We start from the raw sequence: 14,734 nt of genomic DNA, 5'->3' as shown, positions 1-14,734 counted from the left end.
GGCTCGCTCGCGAAGATGATTCAACAGGCGAAAAAAACTTTCGCCCGAAGCATCAAGCGCCGTGGCACTTCTTGAATTTCTTGCCGTTGCCGCATGGGCAAGGGTCGTTGCGGCCGACGTCCTTCAGGGCATTGCGCACCGGTTCCTGGTGGGCGTGGCCACAGTTCGGGCCGTGAACATGGCCATGGTCGTGATCATGGTGATCATGGTGGTCGTGATGGTCGTGATCGTGGTTGCAGTCAGGGCCATGGACATGGGGTTGCTGGGTCATCGGGTTCGCTCCGGAATTAAATCGGCGGGGATTATCACGCCATTGCGCGCCAGGTGCACGTCGTGAGGGATGAAAAAACCGGTTTTCAGTTCACCTTCCAGACGATAGGGGATGGGTTGATCGGGTTTTTTCAGCATTTTCACCAGGTCTCGCACCTTGGGCCACAGATTGGTACGGATCGGCACTTTGAAATAGGCGCTGTGCTTGGGGCTCACCGTAAACCGGTGATCATGCTCGCCTTCGGTCAGCAGGATGTCGCCCAAGTGAATCCGGTATTCAAGGCCGCGCACGGTCAAGTCGCTGTCGTTGGGGTTGTCGATACGAAAGTGCAGGAGAAATTTTTGCTCCAACAGTTTTGCCCGCACGAGTTCGACCTTGACCAGATGCACCTCGGGGTCCGGTTCATCGTCGTCAAACCAGGACGCACACCCTGTAAGCCCCAGAAACAGGAGCAGGCTGAACAGATAAAGTGTGTGTCGCCGGGTGATCATGGTCGTGTATCTCCCTTGAACCTGTAGCAGTCTTCGGCAGCTGCTACAGGGTGTCACTCAACTGTTGAAATACCCCGCGCAACACTTCTTGAATTTTTGCCCACTGGCGCAGGGGCAGGCGTCATTGCGTCCGGTCTTGAGTGTCACGGTGGGGTCGATGAAGTACCAGTGGCCGGCGTTCTGCACAAATGACGAACGCTCGCGGTGGCTATGTTCACCACCGCCATCGTGCCAGCGCGCGGTGAAGGTCACGAAGGCGTGTTCCGGTTGTCCGCCGAATACCTCTGAGCTTTCCACTTCCAGGCCCAGCCAGGTGCTTTGGGCGCTCCAGTCGCTGATGGACTGACGATTCAGGCCGGCCTGTTGGGCGGGCAGGGTGGTTGCCACCAGATAGTCGATCAACCCCAGCACGTAGGCGCTGTAGCGCGAACGCATCAAGGCTTCGGCACAGGGCGCCGGTTGCCCTGCGTGGTAATGACCGCAGCAGGCATCAAGCAGGGTGCCGCTGCCGCAAGGGCAAATGGATGTACTCATTGCATTACCACCAGTATTTCCCGAAATTTTCCGGATTGGCCCAAAAGCGTGAATTGAGCCAGTCGGGTACTTGTTTGTATTCAAGCAGATCGTAGGTAAACAGGGTCAAAACCTGTTCGTCGCGCTGGAAGCGTTCGCTGGCTTGCAGGGCCAGAGAGAAAAAATCCGTCTCCTGCCAACCACTGGCCGACAAGTCCGCCAGCACGGCAATACGACTGGCGTTGAGGTTGCGAATCCCGCCGAGCAGGTTCAGGCCATCGCGCTTGGGCAAATGTTCGAGGCAGTCGACGGCCAGCGCCAGATCAAAGCGGCGCGCCGCCAATTCTTCCGGCAACGGGCCCGGTGCAGCGTGCGCTACACACGTATCCGGATGGGCCAGCTTGAAAGCTTCCAGCGCGGGGAACTCACTGGCACCGATCAGCAACAGTTGTGCGGGGGCATAGCGATCCAGCAAAGCGGCCAAAGCTTGTTGGGGCGTGCGCGAAGAAATACCTGCAATCATCAAAGATCCTCATTCAGAACGCCAAGACTAGCCTGCCCAAACGTGCGGGCCTAGAGCGTGTTTGCAGCAAATACGCCAATCTGGCGTCAAGGCGAGATAAAACAGCGATGGCCCATTGCTGGCGGAGTTTAAAACTCGGGTCTTTACTACCTGAATCGGTTCTAAGCCGATCCCTCAGGAGAAAACTAGATGAGCATAGTTCGGACAGCATTACCCTTGGTTCTGCTCACCAGTGTGTTGACTGGTTGCGCAGGTTTGCAAAAAACCGACTGGCCGACCTGTGCGCTGGTCGGTGGTGTCGTAGGTGCGGGTCTCGGCGCGACCGAGAGCTCGGCATGGGCAGGCTATGGTGCGCTGCTTGTCGGCGGCACGGCAGCGGCCTATTGCTGGGTGCACGGTGATGGCGACGAAGATGGTGATGGTGTACCGGACAGCCGCGACAAGTGCCCGGGCACACCTCATGGCGTGACCGTCGATGCCAACGGTTGCCCTCCACCGGCACCGGTGGTCGAAGAAGCCGTTGTGGTCAAGGAAGAAACCATCGTCATCCGCGATGTTCACTTCCAGTTTGATAAAGCCACGCTCACCGAATCGGACAAGGAGGTACTCAACAAAATTGCGACTCGCCTGAAAGCGGAAGCGCCTACCGCTCAACTGACCGTTACTGGCCATACCGACAGCGTGGGTAGCGATACCTACAACCAGAAACTGTCGGATAAACGCGCCCACTCGGTGGTTGAATACCTCATCCAGGAAGGCGTACCACGCAGCAGCTTCGTGTCTGTCGTCGGTGCCGGTGAAAGCCAGCCAGTTGCCGATAACAAAACCGCTGACGGCCGCGCGCAGAACCGTCGCACGGAAATCAAAATCAACCGTTAAGTCTCCTCCGCTCCGCGGCTTGTATAGTCGCGGATGCGGGTCTTTACTCCTGTGTAACCGGTATAAGCCGGTAACACAGGAGCTTTCAATATGAGCGTTCTCACAAGGACCGTCTTGCCGGTTCTGCTGCTTGGCAGCCTGCTGACCGGTTGCGCTACTCACAGTGATGGCACCGCCCCCCTCAATCAACGTACCTGGCCGATCTGCAGTCTCATTGGCGGACTGGTCGGAGGTGGTTTGGGCGCTATCGAAAGTGGCAGTTGGGCGGCCGGAGGCGCAGCGCTCGGAATCTTGACCGGTGGCTTGATCTGTTATGCACAGGATGGCGACGAAGATGGCGATGGCGTCTTCGATCGACGTGATCGTTGCCCCGATACACCAGCCAACACGCCCGTTGAACATCACGGTTGTCCGTTGCCGCAAACCCCGGTCAGCGCGCCTGCCGAACCTGCACAATCGGAAGTCGTCACCCTCAGTGATTCGGGCAACGTGCTGTTTGCATTCAACCAATCCGACCTGACTCCTGCTGCCAAGAGTGAGCTGGATGCGTTGATGCCCAAACTGCAAAGTGCCGATGTGGTGAGTATCAAGGTCGTTGGACATACTGACGGCGTCGGTTCGGATGTCTACAACCAGTATTTGTCGGAACGTCGTGCCACCAGCGTGGCGGCCTATCTGATGGACCAAGGCCTGGACCCGAACAAAATCACCAGTGAAGGCAAGGGCAAAAGTGAGCCTGTGGCCGATAACGATACTGATGAAGGCCGCGCGAAAAATCGTCGCGTGGAATTGCACATCAACCGCTAAGCCGCTAGCTAGAGCCATCGGTCGGTCAATGCGGCGGGCCGATGGCCATTCGGCGGACTTCATGAAGATTTTTCCGTTGCCCTCTGGCGCACCCCTCGCACAAGCCGTTACTGTGCGCGCAAAGAATAATGATCAGCGGGGGAGCGTATGAAGGTTTTTTGGGGGCTGGGGAAGCTATTGACCCTGCTGTTCTGGTGCATGGTGCTGGTCAATCTGCTCATGCCATTCATTTATCCGCTGCACCTGTTGGTCAATCTGGCGGGTGGTCTGCTGGCACTGCTCCATCTGCTGGAACTGGTGTTCTGCAACCGCAGCCTCAAAGGCCGTGCCCACCCTTGGCGCGATCGCCTCAAGATTGCCCTGTTCGGCGTGTTCCACCTGCAAACCATCCCGGCTCCCTCCGCATCGAAGGCTTCCCATGCGTAATCTCTGTCTGCTCGCCGCTTTTATCAGTCCATTGGCCTGCGCTCAGGTTGTCAGTGTCGAAGCCAACTCGTTGATGCGCTTGCCCAACACGGCCAGCACGCTGCAGTTGGAGCGTCTGGAAGTCGCCGATTACGCCACGCTGTTGATCCCTTCGAACGTGACCGAAGTGACGGTGGGTGAATTGCACCTGGGGCGTGAAGCGCGAATTGCCATTGTGCCGAGTGAGCAAGCGCTGGAGCTGAAAGTCCATCGCGCCGAAATGTCTGAAGGCAGCCAGATTACCGCGAGGGGCGCACCGGGAAGTTTCCAGAAGGCTGCACGCTCGGGACGCAACCTGAACTTGCAGATCAAGGCGTTGAATGCCCCGCAATTGTCGGTCGATGCTCGTGGCGGCGCCGGTGCACCAGGTTTTTTTGGTCTTGATGGCGCCAATGGCCAGGCAGCGGGTTGCACCTGGGGGCAGGCCGGTCACGGCGCCGATGGCAGCAACGGCAGTGATGGTCAGCCGGGGGGCGCAGGTGCGCTGGTAAGGCTGGAAGTGCCGCGCGATTACCCGGCGGATAAAATCAAGGTGCAGGTCGCTGGCGGTGCCGGTGGCCTGGCAGGTCCTGGCGGCAAGCCGGGAGCAGGTGGCAAAGCCAAAGGCTGTCTCGTGTACAAGACTGATGGCGGCAAAAGTGGCCGTTCGGGTGCGGACGGCCAGCCTGGTCCTGCCGGCGCGGCGGGTTCGGTGACGATTCAGCGTCTCTAAAGAACGACCGGTTGCTCCCACGCAGAGCGTGGGAACGATCGACTCAGAACATCGGCCGGGCCGCGGCAATGGCCACCAACAACAGACCCACGATCAAATTGATCCCCACCAACCGTCGAATCCTTCCGAGTACCGCAGCACCCGCCGGCCAATCCTGTGCCGTCACCGCTGTGCGCAACTCCGGCAGCATCAACGCCTGAATCCGGATAAACAGCGCCGTCATCACCACGTACAGCCCCATCATCACCTGCACATAGCGCGGTGCGGCCTCGAAACCGGCGAATTGCAGATGAATCATGCCGACACCACTGATCGGCAACAGCACCACCGCGACCCAGACCCAGCGGAAAAAACCCTGGAACACTTCCACCCACAGCTTCAACCGCGCGGGGCCTTCCAGCGCCTTCACGGCAGCGGGACGCAAGACCATCCAGGCGAAAAACATGCCGCCCACCCACACCAGGGCGGACAGGACATGCAGGGTATAAACGATGCCAAAAGGTGTCATTGAGGTACTCCGTTCTGCGCGGGATTCATTAGCGGGGTATGATAGCGGCCGAACCGAACTACTGAAAATTTATCCAGCGTTTTTTGCGCCCGACAATCCATGATCAGCACCGAACTCAAAACCACGATCCAGGGCGCCTACTCGCGTTTTCTCGAAGCCAAGAGCCTCAAGCCGCGCTACGGTCAACGCCTGATGATCGCCGAAATTGCCAAGGTTCTCGGGGACATCGACACCGATGACGAAGGCCGGCGCAGTGGCGACCCCGCGATTGTCGCGGTGGAAGCCGGCACCGGTACCGGCAAAACCGTGGCCTACAGCCTGGCGGCGATCCCTACCGCCAAGGCTGCCGGCAAACGCCTGGTGATCGCCACGGCCACCGTGGCCCTGCAAGAGCAGATCGTCTACAAGGATCTACCCGACCTGATGCGCAATAGCGGGCTGAATTTCAGCTTCGCATTGGCCAAGGGACGTGGGCGCTATATGTGCCTGTCCAAGCTCGACATGTTGCTGCAAGAAGGTCACGCGCAAACCGCTACCGCGCAGTTGTTCGAAGAAGAAGGCTTCAAGATCGAGGTCGACGAGGCCAGTCAGAAGCTGTTCACCAGCATGATCGAAAAACTCGCCGGCAATAAATGGGATGGTGACCGCGACAGTTGGTCCACCGCCCTGGAAGATGCCGACTGGGCGCGCTTGACCACCGATCATAGCCAATGCACCAACCGTCATTGCCCGAACTTCGGCCAGTGCGCCTTCTACAAGGCCCGCGAAGGCATGGGCAAGGTTGACGTCATCGTGACCAACCACGACATGGTGCTGGCTGACCTGGCCCTGGGCGGTGGTGCGGTGCTTCCCGACCCACGAGACACCCTCTACGTCTTCGACGAAGGTCATCACCTGCCGGACAAGGCCATCGGCCACTTCGCCCATTACACGCGCCTGCGCTCCACGGCCGACTGGCTGGAAACCACCGCCAAAAACCTCACCAAACTGCTGGCCCAGCACCCGCTGCCGGGCGACTTGGGCAAGCTGATCGAACAAGTGCCGGAACTGGCCCGCGAGATCAAGACCCAACAGCAGTTCATGTTCAGCGCGTGTGAACAGATTGCCGATTTCAAGCCGGGCGAAGACGTCGAAGGCCGGGAACGGCCGCGTCACCGCTTCGTCGGCGGGGTGGTTCCCGAGCACATGCGCGAGATGGGCATCGAGTTGAAGAAGGGCTTTGCCCGCCTGACCGACCTGTTCACCCGGCTCACCGAGTTGCTCAAGGAAGGCATGGACGGCGAGGTCAACATCGGCATCGCCAGTAATCAGGCCGAAGAGTGGTATCCACTGTTCGGCAGCTTGTTGTCGCGCTCCTCGGGCAATTGGGAATTGTGGGTCGCGTTCACCGCCGAAGACCCGGAAGACAATCCGCCCATGGCGCGTTGGCTGACGCTGGCCGAAAGCGGTTCGCTGTTTGACATCGAGGTCAATGCCAGCCCGATCCTTGCGGCGGAAATGCTCCGGCGCAACCTGTGGAACGTGGCTTACGGCGCATTGGTGACCTCGGCAACCTTGACTGCGCTCGGCACGTTCGACCGTTTCCGCATGCGCGCCGGCCTGCCTAAAAAAGCCGTGACCGCCGTGGTCCCGAGCCCGTTCCACCATGCCGATGCCGGCGTGCTGCGGGTGCCGGACCTGAAAGCCGATCCACGGGATGCGCCAGCTCACACGGCGGCGATCATTCGCGATTTGCCGGACCTGGTTGAAGGCTCGCGAGGCACGCTGGTGCTGTTCTCCTCACGCAAACAGATGCAGGACGTGTTCGACGGCCTCGACCGCGACTGGCGCAAGCAAGTGTTCATTCAAGGCAACCTGTCGAAGCAGGAAACGTTGAACAAGCACAAGGCGCGTGTCGATGGCGGGGATTCCAGTGTGCTGTTCGGCCTCGCGAGTTTTGCAGAAGGCGTCGACTTGCCCGGTGCTTACTGCGAGCACGTGGTAATTGCGAAGATTCCGTTCTCGGTGCCGGACGATCCCGTCGAAGCGGCGTTGGCGGAATGGATCGAAGCGCGAGGCGGCAATCCGTTCATGGAGATCTCCGTGCCGGATGCCTCGTTGAAACTGGTCCAGGCCTGCGGTCGTTTGCTGCGTACCGAGGAAGACCGCGGCACCATCACCTTGCTCGACCGGCGTCTGGTCACCCAGCGTTATGGCAAAGCCATCCTCAATGCGTTGCCACCCTTCCGCCGCGAAATTTCCTGATACACCGGTGGGCACATTTGCCCGCCGCGTTGTCTATCTCTCTGCCATCGCTTTTCCATTGGCCCATTGAAGGTCGTTAGGGAGAACCACGTTCCTATGATTCGCCGTTCGTTACCCGCTGTATTTGCCCTGATGTTCGCAGCCCCTTTGCTGGCGGCCCCTGCTGGCCAGCAGACGCTGTTCAACTTTGTCCGCCCTGCCGACGTGGTCCAAGTGGCGACTCAGGATGCCAGCCTGCCGCAATCCAATGCGGAGCAAACAGCCGAAGGCGAAGTGTTGCGCCGGGTCACGTTCAACCCGGTGGCTCAGCCGAGTTTGCGCTTGACCCCGCAAACGGGGGCCTGGGACTGGTCGCAGTCGGGCGTCATGAGCCTGCGGATTCAAAGTGCGATGGACTGGGCCGTGACCCTGTACGTGAAAATCCAGAGCAATGACGGCAAGACACTGTTCAGTCGTGTCGATTTGCCGGCGGGCCCTGCGCAGACCTTGCTGGTGCCGCTGGTGGCAAGCTCCCCCTTGAGTCAGGGCATGAAAGCCGGGCCGCCGATGCCGATGACGGTCGACGGGCAGCGCATTTTGTTGGCCAGCAGCGCCGGTGACCTGGATCGCAGCCAAGTGGTGTCGGTGACCTTGTCGATGGATCAACCGAAAGTGGCGCAGAACATCTTGCTGGAACGTTTTGGTGTGCAAGACGGAGAGGCTGTGACACGGGCCGTTTATGGCGGACTGGTGGATGCTTACGGCCAGTCGACACGGGCCAAATGGCCAGAAAAGGTCAGCAGCGATGAGCAACTGAAAAGCGCCGCCGCCAAGGAACAGCAACAACTGAAAACCTGGCTGGCCGAGCGCGAAAAATCTTCCCTGGATACGTTTGGTGGCTGGACCAAAGGCCCGACGTTCAAGGCCAGCGGTTTTTTTCGAACCGAAAAGCGTGACGGTCGCTGGTACCTGGTGACCCCGCAAGGGCACCCGTTCTATTCACTTGGGGTCAATACCGTTGCCCCGGACGTCAACCAGACTTACGTCGCCGGCCGGGAGTGGATGTTCGAGTCCCTGCCAAAACCCGACGAGCCGTTGGCCAGCCACTTTGGCGAAGGCGATAACCGTGGCGGCAACGGCGCCGATCAGGGTCGTGGCTACAACGCCGGCCAGTGGTACGACTTTTATGGTGCCAACCTGCAACGTCTGTACGGCGCACCTTGCGCACAGGGCCGCGACACCAAGGCAGGTGTCGCGCAAGCGGCCAAGGCTGACGCGGTAGAAGCCACGTCCGACAGAACTGCCGAGCAACCCGTCGTGCCTTCGACGGCCGAGTCCGGTGTCGCCGAAGCCGTCAAGGCCGACGCTGTTGATGCGTCCGCCGCAAAAGCGATTGAGCAAAAACCTGCCGAACCCTGCAAAGCGCTGGTTGATGAACAACGCTGGGCCAGTCACACGCTTGATCGCCTGCAAGCCTGGGGCTTCAACACCGTTGGCAACTGGAGCGCCCCGGCGCTGGCCAACGCCGACCGCGTGGCGTACACCTTGCCGCTGTCGATCGTCGGCGATTACGCCAGTATCAGCACCGGCACCGACTGGTGGGGCGGCATGCCCGACCCGTTCGACCCGCGTTTTGCCATGGCCACCGAGCGCGCCGTGGCCATTGCTGCCCGCGACCATCGCGACGATCCATGGCTGATCGGCTACTACGCCGACAATGAACTGGCCTGGGCTGGTCCTGGTGACGATCCAAAAGCCCGTTACGCCTTGGCCTATGGCACCTTGAAAATGACCACCGACGTGCCGGCCAAACGCGCGTTTCTCAAGCAACTGCGCGACAAGTATCGCAATCAGGCCGGTCTGTCCAAAGCCTGGGGCATTGACTTGCCGGCCTGGGAATTGATGGAAGACCCAGGCTTCGTGCCACCGCTGCCGAGCGCCGAACACCCGGAAATCGAGGCCGACTTCAAATACTTCCAGAAAGTTTTTGCGGATACCTACTTCAAGACCCTCTCCGACTCGCTCAAATGGCACGCGCCGAACCAGCTGTTGCTGGGCGGTCGTTTCGCCGTCAGCACCCCGGAAGCCGTGGAGTCCTGCGCACAGTATTGCGATGTGCTGAGCTTCAACATGTACACCCTGCAACCGCAGGACGGTTATGACTTCGCCAAACTGCGCAGTCTGGACAAACCGGTGTTGATCACCGAGTTCAACGTGGGCTCGGCGGATCGCGGCCCGTTCTGGGGCGGCGTGACGCCATTGGCCAAGGAAGAAGACCGTGGGCCGGCCTACGCGAACTTCCTGAAACAGGCGTTGAGCGAACCGTCGATTGTCGGCGTGCACTGGTTCCAGTTCCTCGACCAACCGGTGACCGGGCGTTTGCTGGATGGCGAAAATGGTCACTTCGGGCTGGTGGGCATCACCGATCTGCCGTTCCAGGGTTTTGTCGAATCGGTGCGCAAGAGCAACCTGGCGACGGTGGATCAATTGGGCAAAGCGGCCGAGAAGGCCGCGACCGAGGCAGACAAAGCCAGCCACGATGCTGAAGGCGGCAGAAAGGCCGAGGCCGGCAAAGGCCCGGGCAAGGGCGCCGGTGGGCATTCCGGCCAAGGTCACTGAGGCTTCCTGTGGGGAGTCATTTCAATAGGTAACCGCCCAGCCCAACACTGTTCCCAAAACGGCTAATGGCTGGAACAATGCGGGCCACTTTGTATAGCGAATATCCGGGAGCAATGCGGGTGCAGATTCAGGGTCATTACGAGCTCAAGTTCGAAGCAGTGCGCGAAGCGTTCGCGGCGCTGTTCGACGATCCTCAGGAACGTGGCGCAGCCTTGTGCATCCAGGTCGGCGGTGAAACCGTCCTCGACCTCTGGTCCGGTACCGCCGACAAGGATGGCAGCGAAGCCTGGCACAGCGACACCATCGCCAACCTGTTCTCCTGCACCAAGACCTTCACCGCCGTCACGGCCCTGCAGTTGGTGGCCGAAGGCAAGCTGCAACTGGACGCCCCGGTTGCGCGTTACTGGCCTGAATTTGCTGCGGCCGGCAAAGAATCCGTAACCCTGCGTCAATTGCTCTGCCATCAAGCCGGCTTGCCAGCGTTACGTGAATTGCTGCCCCCGGAAGCCCTTTACGACTGGCAAACCATGGTCGATGCCCTGGCGGCCGAAGCCCCTTGGTGGACGCCGGGCCAAGGCCACGGATACGCCGCGATCACTTACGGCTGGCTGGTCGGCGAGTTGCTGCGACGTGCCGACGGTCGTGGGCCGGGCGAGTCCATCGTGGCGCGTGTGGCCAAGCCTTTGGGACTGGATTTCCATGTCGGCCTGGCCGATGAAGAATTCCACCGCGTGGCGCATATCGCCCGAGGCAAGGGGAACGTCGGCGACGCCGCTGCCCAACGCCTGCTGCAAGTGACCCTGCGCGAGCCGACAGCCATGACCACGCGTGCCTTCATCAACCCGCCGTCGATCATGACCAGCACCAACAAGCCCGAGTGGCGGCGCATGCAGCAACCTGCCGCCAACGGTCACGGCAACGCTCGTAGCCTGGCAGGTTTCTACGCCGGCCTGCTCGACGGCAGTCTGCTGGAAAGCGAAATGCTCGAGGAGCTGACCCGCGAACACAGCCTTGGCGAAGACAAGACTTTATTGACCCGGACCCGCTTCGGTCTGGGGTGCATGCTCGATCAACCGGACGTACCTAACGCGACTTACGGCCTCGGCCCGCGCGCGTTCGGGCATCCGGGCGCTGGCGGCTCCATCGGCTTTGCCGACCCGGAATACGATGTGGCCTTCGGCTTTGTGACAAATACCCTGGGGCCGTACGTCTTGATGGATCCACGCGCGCAAAAGCTTGCGCGAGTATTGGCCACTTGTCTGTAAAACCCGCTCGAGGGTTCCGCAACCGGAACCCGACAGTGTTTTCGGCTTCAAAGCGTCAGTTTGTGCAGGCCGGTTCGGTCTGACTTTTCATTACTTCATATTTGTGGATATCCAATGTCATCCAAACAAACCCTCGCCCTGGCCCTGTGCTTTGCTATCACCGGTTGTGCACAGACACCAAAAAGTGATTCCGATGGCGGTAGCTGGTGGTCGTTCGGCTCCTCCGACAAAGTCGCCGCTAAAGAACCGACTCCGGCTCCGGTCCCACTCAAACCTGCTGCCACGGCCCCGGTTGCCAAAGCCGAAAGCACCAGCCCTTGGTACTGGCCGTTCGGTTCCGATGACGCTGTCGATAAGACTGCTGTAAAGCCGGAAGTGAAACCTGAAGCCAAACCGACCCAGGTGGCCAAGGCTGAGACGGGTAACAGTTGGTGGTGGCCGTTCGGTGGTAAGGAGCAGAGTGGCGCCAAAGCCGTACCGATGCCAGACCCTAAAGTCACCCAGGCCTGGCTCGACGATTACGAGCCGCGCCTGCGTGAAGCGATCAAGGACAGCAACCTGAAACTTGAACGCCGTGAAAACGTGTTGGTGGTGATCGCGCCGGTAGAAGGCTCCTTCAACCCGGACCGTCCTGCCATGCTGCTGCCGGTCACCCTCGGCCCGTTCACGCGTGTTGCGAAAATCCTCGAGGTCGACCCAAAAACTGCCGTGCTGGTACTCGGTCACAGTGATACGTCGGGTGCTGCACCGGCCAACGTGAAACTGAGCCAGGAGCGTGCACAAGCGGTAGCCGCGATTTTCCGTCTCAGCGGTTTGCAGCGTGATCGCCTGATGCTGCGCGGCATGGGCGGTGAAGCCCCGCGTGCCGCCAACGACAGCGTCGAAGGCCGTGCCTTGAATCGTCGCGTGGAATTGCTGGTGACCCCGCAAAACACCATGGTGGCGCTGTTGAGCAAGTACAACATGCCGGCCCCTGCGCCAGTGACCATGATCGCGGCCAAGGACATCAAGCCTGTGGCCACACCGGTCACTCCTGCGCCAGCCGCGAAAAAAGCGACTGTGCCTGCCACTAAAAAGGCTCCGGCCCATAAAGCCACTGCCAAGAAAGCGCCAGCTAAAACCGCAACGCCGGCGAAGAAAACGACACCGGCCAAAGCAGCTGCCGACACCAAGAAAGTCGCCGTCACCGCAGACGCCACTAAAAAGTGATTCGTTAACCAAAAGGAATGCGCCATGACCCAGCGCCTGGCTGATATGCGTCGTGACTACACCCGTGATGGCCTGACCGAGGCTCAAGCACCGGCAGAGCCGTTCGGGCTGTTCCACCAATGGTTTGCCGATGCGGTGAAAACCGAGCAGGTGCCGGTGGAGGCGAACGCCATGACCTTGGCGACCGTCGATCAGGACGGTCGGCCACATTGCCGCATTCTGTTGCTCAAAGGCCTGGACGAGCAGGGCTTTACGTTCTTCACCAACTACGAAAGTGCCAAGGGTCAGCATCTGGCGGCGAATCCGTTCGCGGCCATGACCTTTTTCTGGCCGGCCCTGGAGCGCCAGGTGCGTATCGAAGGTCGGGTGGTGAAGGTTTCGCCTGAAGAGTCTGATGCGTATTTCCAGGTTCGTCCGCTGGGCAGTCGGCTCGGTGCCTGGGCATCACCGCAGAGTCGGGTGATTGCTGATCGTGCGGAACTGGAGGCGCTGCTCAAGAACACCGAGCAACGTTTCAGCGACACGGCACCGCATTGTCCGGATCACTGGGGTGGTTATCGCTTGCTGCCGGAGCGCATCGAGTTCTGGCAAGGCCGCGCAAGCCGTCTGCATGACCGCCTCAACTACCGTTTACAGGGCACCGACTGGATTCTTGAACGTCTGGCACCCTGAAACAGTCTACCGATCGTGATAGCCTTCCGCAGCGGCCTCAAGCCACTGCGGCAGGTCCCGGCGCTTGATCTTCTGCGCCTGAGCGTTCGCCAGTTGCTGGAGCATGAAAGCTTTTTTCTGCTCGTCTTTACCCGCCAGGGCCAACGCCAGATCGCGGTCCATCCAGCGCTTTATCCGCACGTACAGCCACCAGTGGAAGTACAGACCCGCGACGGTAGTGACGACGATGATGAAGTAATCCATGACAATCCTTGGGGCAGCGGCGCAGATTCCGGATAATGCCGCTACTGTGTGGTGAGTTCGTGGTAGCGCCTGTACCGGGCCTGAATCAAACCATTTTTATCCGGGCGATGCCGTGACAGGCGTCAAGCTGCGGAGTTTAATGAATACCTGTCTTTTGGAGTTGATGCTATGCGTAAGTCTGTTTTGTTGGTTGCTTCCTTTTCCACGATGGCGATGTTACTCACTGGCTGCCAATCGAGCCTGACCGGTGACTCCTACTCCCGTGATGAAGCGCGTCGTGTTCAAACGATTCGCATGGGCACCATCGAAGCGCTGCGTCCGGTGAAAATCGAAGGCACCAAAACCCCGATCGGCGGCCTCGCCGGTGCAGCGGTCGGCGGCGTTGGCGGGAGCTCCATCGGTGGCGGCAAAGGCAGCATCGTTGCTGCTGTTATCGGCGCAGTCGCCGGCGGCCTGGTGGGTTCGGCAGCTGAAGAAGGCCTGACTCGTACTCAAGGCGTAGAAATCACCGTTCGCGAAGACGACGGCAGCATGCGCGCCTATGTCCAGCAGGTGCAGGAGAATGAAGTATTCCGCGTAGGTGAGCGGGTACGGATTGCGACTGTTGACGGGACTAGCCGCGTTTCGCACTAAGCGGGAACGGGTAAAAGAAAACCCCGATCAGGTGACTGGTCGGGGTTTTTTGTGTCTGTCGCTTTCACCCATTACACGTGAGTTGAAAGTAATGATCGGAATCGTAAATGGGCCTTCCTATAATTTTTTCTATTGCTGACAGTTGCAACTGACTCAGGTTATAGCCTTCCCAGCCTTGCTGGTTTCGAGTCCAGCCCATGATGGATTTGATTTGCACATCGCAATCTTGCGGCAACTCGACGACAAAGGCTTGGAAATCCGTTTCTTTGTAAAAAGCTTCTACCAGATACTTCAAGGCTCAATCCTCCTTTCTTTTCCCTTTTTCTTTTTGGACTTTTTGTTTTTTGATTTAGTCGTCTGCTCACCTGTATTTGGATCGAATTCCCCAATGTGTTTGCCTCGCGCCTCATACATCTCGATCGCACCATGCATGGAGTCCCATTCCAGAATTAACCCTTTTGCGGTTTTCCATCGTTTACGAAGGGCTCCACCACCTAAAACTGGTGTTTTACGGCCTACAACTCTAGCGTCAGGGTAGGCAGGAAGAGCTTCAGGTGGTGGGTAGTATTCGTGATCTCCCGTCCGAACGCTGACAACAATGTAAACCGGCTTCACCCCCGACCCCACCGGAAACACAAGAATGAAGTCCTTGTACTCAGGCGGATACACCGGGTTGACGATAATGCTGTCCGCCGCCGGCG

The 14,734-nt window shown here is 59.5% G+C and carries 18 protein-coding genes; 10 read left to right on the top strand and 8 right to left on the bottom strand.

The window, feature by feature from the left end; all coding sequences use genetic code 11:
* Positions 1 to 52 precede the first annotated feature (52 nt).
* The 4 genes from C7534_RS29865 to C7534_RS29850 are packed head-to-tail and all read right to left on the bottom strand — an operon-like array spanning position 53 to position 1,798.
* Entirely contained in the window at positions 53 to 271 is a 219-nt protein-coding gene (locus tag C7534_RS29865; protein WP_046046248.1) for an SEC-C metal-binding domain-containing protein, read from the bottom strand.
* Positions 268 to 762, bottom strand: a complete 495-nt coding sequence (locus C7534_RS29860) for an LEA type 2 family protein (RefSeq protein WP_046029309.1) — start codon at positions 760 to 762, stop codon at positions 268 to 270. The genes C7534_RS29865 and C7534_RS29860 overlap by 4 nt, the downstream gene beginning before the upstream one ends.
* Before the next feature lie 57 nt (positions 763 to 819).
* Positions 820 to 1,296: a YchJ family protein gene (locus tag C7534_RS29855; RefSeq protein ID WP_046029310.1), complete on the bottom strand. Its 477-nt coding sequence runs from the start codon at positions 1,294 to 1,296 to the stop codon at positions 820 to 822.
* Between the two features lie 4 nt (positions 1,297 to 1,300).
* Positions 1,301 to 1,798, bottom strand: a complete 498-nt coding sequence (locus tag C7534_RS29850) for a DUF6231 family protein (protein ID WP_046029312.1) — start codon at positions 1,796 to 1,798, stop codon at positions 1,301 to 1,303.
* Positions 1,799 to 1,987: 189 nt separating this feature from the next.
* Between C7534_RS29850 and C7534_RS29845 the strand changes: the two genes are divergently transcribed.
* The 4 genes from C7534_RS29845 (at position 1,988) to C7534_RS29830 (ending at position 4,661) form a co-directional block, all read left to right on the top strand.
* The gene (locus tag C7534_RS29845; RefSeq protein WP_046029314.1) at positions 1,988 to 2,677 is read left to right on the top strand and encodes an OmpA family protein; all 690 of its coding nucleotides are present in this window, start codon (positions 1,988 to 1,990) and stop codon (positions 2,675 to 2,677) included.
* A 90-nt stretch (positions 2,678 to 2,767) separates the two neighbouring features.
* Positions 2,768 to 3,484 carry an OmpA family protein gene (locus C7534_RS29840; RefSeq protein WP_109787992.1) on the top strand — a complete coding sequence of 239 codons (717 nt, stop codon included), beginning with the start codon at positions 2,768 to 2,770 and terminating at the stop codon, positions 3,482 to 3,484.
* 147 nt (positions 3,485 to 3,631) lie between these two features.
* Entirely contained in the window at positions 3,632 to 3,910 is a 279-nt protein-coding gene (locus C7534_RS29835) for a DUF1145 domain-containing protein (RefSeq protein WP_046029318.1), read from the top strand.
* Positions 3,903 to 4,661: a hypothetical protein gene (locus tag C7534_RS29830; protein WP_046029320.1), complete on the top strand. Its 759-nt coding sequence runs from the start codon at positions 3,903 to 3,905 to the stop codon at positions 4,659 to 4,661. Before C7534_RS29835 ends, C7534_RS29830 begins: the two co-directional genes overlap by 8 nt.
* Before the next feature lie 43 nt (positions 4,662 to 4,704).
* Here C7534_RS29830 and C7534_RS29825 read toward each other — a convergent pair whose 3' ends face one another.
* A complete protein-coding gene (locus tag C7534_RS29825; RefSeq protein ID WP_046029321.1) occupies positions 4,705 to 5,169 on the bottom strand; it encodes a CopD family protein in 465 nt (154 codons plus the stop codon).
* Positions 5,170 to 5,268: 99 nt separating this feature from the next.
* Here C7534_RS29825 and dinG point away from each other — a divergent pair, with 99 nt between their 5' ends.
* From dinG to pdxH, 5 genes are all read left to right on the top strand, one after another.
* A complete protein-coding gene (dinG, locus tag C7534_RS29820) occupies positions 5,269 to 7,413 on the top strand; it encodes an ATP-dependent DNA helicase DinG (protein WP_109787991.1) in 2,145 nt (714 codons plus the stop codon).
* A gap of 96 nt (positions 7,414 to 7,509) precedes the next feature.
* The gene (locus tag C7534_RS29815; protein ID WP_109787990.1) at positions 7,510 to 10,011 is read left to right on the top strand and encodes a beta-galactosidase; all 2,502 of its coding nucleotides are present in this window, start codon (positions 7,510 to 7,512) and stop codon (positions 10,009 to 10,011) included.
* A 119-nt stretch (positions 10,012 to 10,130) separates the two neighbouring features.
* Positions 10,131 to 11,276, top strand: coding sequence for an EstA family serine hydrolase (locus C7534_RS29810; protein WP_046029641.1), 1,146 nt, complete (start codon positions 10,131 to 10,133; stop codon positions 11,274 to 11,276).
* Between the two features lie 114 nt (positions 11,277 to 11,390).
* Positions 11,391 to 12,485: an OmpA family protein gene (locus C7534_RS29805; RefSeq protein WP_109787989.1), complete on the top strand. Its 1,095-nt coding sequence runs from the start codon at positions 11,391 to 11,393 to the stop codon at positions 12,483 to 12,485.
* Between the two features lie 24 nt (positions 12,486 to 12,509).
* The gene (gene pdxH / locus C7534_RS29800) at positions 12,510 to 13,157 is read left to right on the top strand and encodes a pyridoxamine 5'-phosphate oxidase (protein ID WP_109787988.1); all 648 of its coding nucleotides are present in this window, start codon (positions 12,510 to 12,512) and stop codon (positions 13,155 to 13,157) included.
* 6 nt (positions 13,158 to 13,163) lie between these two features.
* On the opposite strand, the gene C7534_RS29795 is transcribed toward pdxH, so the two are convergent.
* Positions 13,164 to 13,400, bottom strand: a complete 237-nt coding sequence (locus C7534_RS29795) for a hypothetical protein (protein WP_046029331.1) — start codon at positions 13,398 to 13,400, stop codon at positions 13,164 to 13,166.
* A 168-nt stretch (positions 13,401 to 13,568) separates the two neighbouring features.
* Here C7534_RS29795 and C7534_RS29790 point away from each other — a divergent pair, with 168 nt between their 5' ends.
* On the top strand, positions 13,569 to 14,033 hold the full coding sequence (locus tag C7534_RS29790) for a glycine zipper 2TM domain-containing protein (RefSeq protein ID WP_046029333.1): 465 nt from the start codon (positions 13,569 to 13,571) through the stop codon (positions 14,031 to 14,033).
* 64 nt (positions 14,034 to 14,097) lie between these two features.
* Here the strand turns inward: C7534_RS29790 and C7534_RS29785 are convergent, their stop codons facing one another.
* Together C7534_RS29785 and C7534_RS29780 are read right to left on the bottom strand one after the other, a co-directional pair.
* The gene (locus tag C7534_RS29785; RefSeq protein ID WP_109787987.1) at positions 14,098 to 14,328 is read right to left on the bottom strand and encodes a DUF7683 domain-containing protein; all 231 of its coding nucleotides are present in this window, start codon (positions 14,326 to 14,328) and stop codon (positions 14,098 to 14,100) included.
* A partial coding sequence (locus C7534_RS29780; protein ID WP_177412302.1) for a colicin E3/pyocin S6 family cytotoxin occupies positions 14,325 to 14,734 on the bottom strand: 410 nt, incomplete at its 5' end. The genes C7534_RS29780 and C7534_RS29785, both read right to left, overlap by 4 nt.

Source organism: Pseudomonas sp. OV226 (assembly GCF_003148705.1).
Taxonomy (GTDB): Bacteria; Pseudomonadota; Gammaproteobacteria; order Pseudomonadales; family Pseudomonadaceae; genus Aquipseudomonas.
The sequence above is the reverse complement of the archived record's forward strand: the minus strand, read 5'-3'. Positions and strand labels throughout refer to the sequence as shown.

Excerpts from the sequence above, each read along its gene's own strand:
- C7534_RS29865 (WP_046046248.1), bottom strand. The coding sequence starts at position 271 with ATGACCCAGCAACCCCATGTCCATGGCCCTGACTGCAACCACGATCAC.
- C7534_RS29860 (WP_046029309.1), bottom strand. The coding sequence starts at position 762 with ATGATCACCCGGCGACACACACTTTATCTGTTCAGCCTGCTCCTGTTT.
- C7534_RS29855 (WP_046029310.1), bottom strand. The coding sequence starts at position 1,296 with ATGAGTACATCCATTTGCCCTTGCGGCAGCGGCACCCTGCTTGATGCC.
- C7534_RS29850 (WP_046029312.1), bottom strand. The coding sequence starts at position 1,798 with ATGATTGCAGGTATTTCTTCGCGCACGCCCCAACAAGCTTTGGCCGCT.
- C7534_RS29845 (WP_046029314.1), top strand. The coding sequence starts at position 1,988 with ATGAGCATAGTTCGGACAGCATTACCCTTGGTTCTGCTCACCAGTGTG.
- C7534_RS29840 (WP_109787992.1), top strand. The coding sequence starts at position 2,768 with ATGAGCGTTCTCACAAGGACCGTCTTGCCGGTTCTGCTGCTTGGCAGC.
- C7534_RS29835 (WP_046029318.1), top strand. The coding sequence starts at position 3,632 with ATGAAGGTTTTTTGGGGGCTGGGGAAGCTATTGACCCTGCTGTTCTGG.
- C7534_RS29830 (WP_046029320.1), top strand. The coding sequence starts at position 3,903 with ATGCGTAATCTCTGTCTGCTCGCCGCTTTTATCAGTCCATTGGCCTGC.
- C7534_RS29825 (WP_046029321.1), bottom strand. The coding sequence starts at position 5,169 with ATGACACCTTTTGGCATCGTTTATACCCTGCATGTCCTGTCCGCCCTG.
- dinG (WP_109787991.1), top strand. The coding sequence starts at position 5,269 with ATGATCAGCACCGAACTCAAAACCACGATCCAGGGCGCCTACTCGCGT.
- C7534_RS29815 (WP_109787990.1), top strand. The coding sequence starts at position 7,510 with ATGATTCGCCGTTCGTTACCCGCTGTATTTGCCCTGATGTTCGCAGCC.
- C7534_RS29805 (WP_109787989.1), top strand. The coding sequence starts at position 11,391 with ATGTCATCCAAACAAACCCTCGCCCTGGCCCTGTGCTTTGCTATCACC.
- pdxH (WP_109787988.1), top strand. The coding sequence starts at position 12,510 with ATGACCCAGCGCCTGGCTGATATGCGTCGTGACTACACCCGTGATGGC.
- C7534_RS29795 (WP_046029331.1), bottom strand. The coding sequence starts at position 13,400 with ATGGATTACTTCATCATCGTCGTCACTACCGTCGCGGGTCTGTACTTC.
- C7534_RS29790 (WP_046029333.1), top strand. The coding sequence starts at position 13,569 with ATGCGTAAGTCTGTTTTGTTGGTTGCTTCCTTTTCCACGATGGCGATG.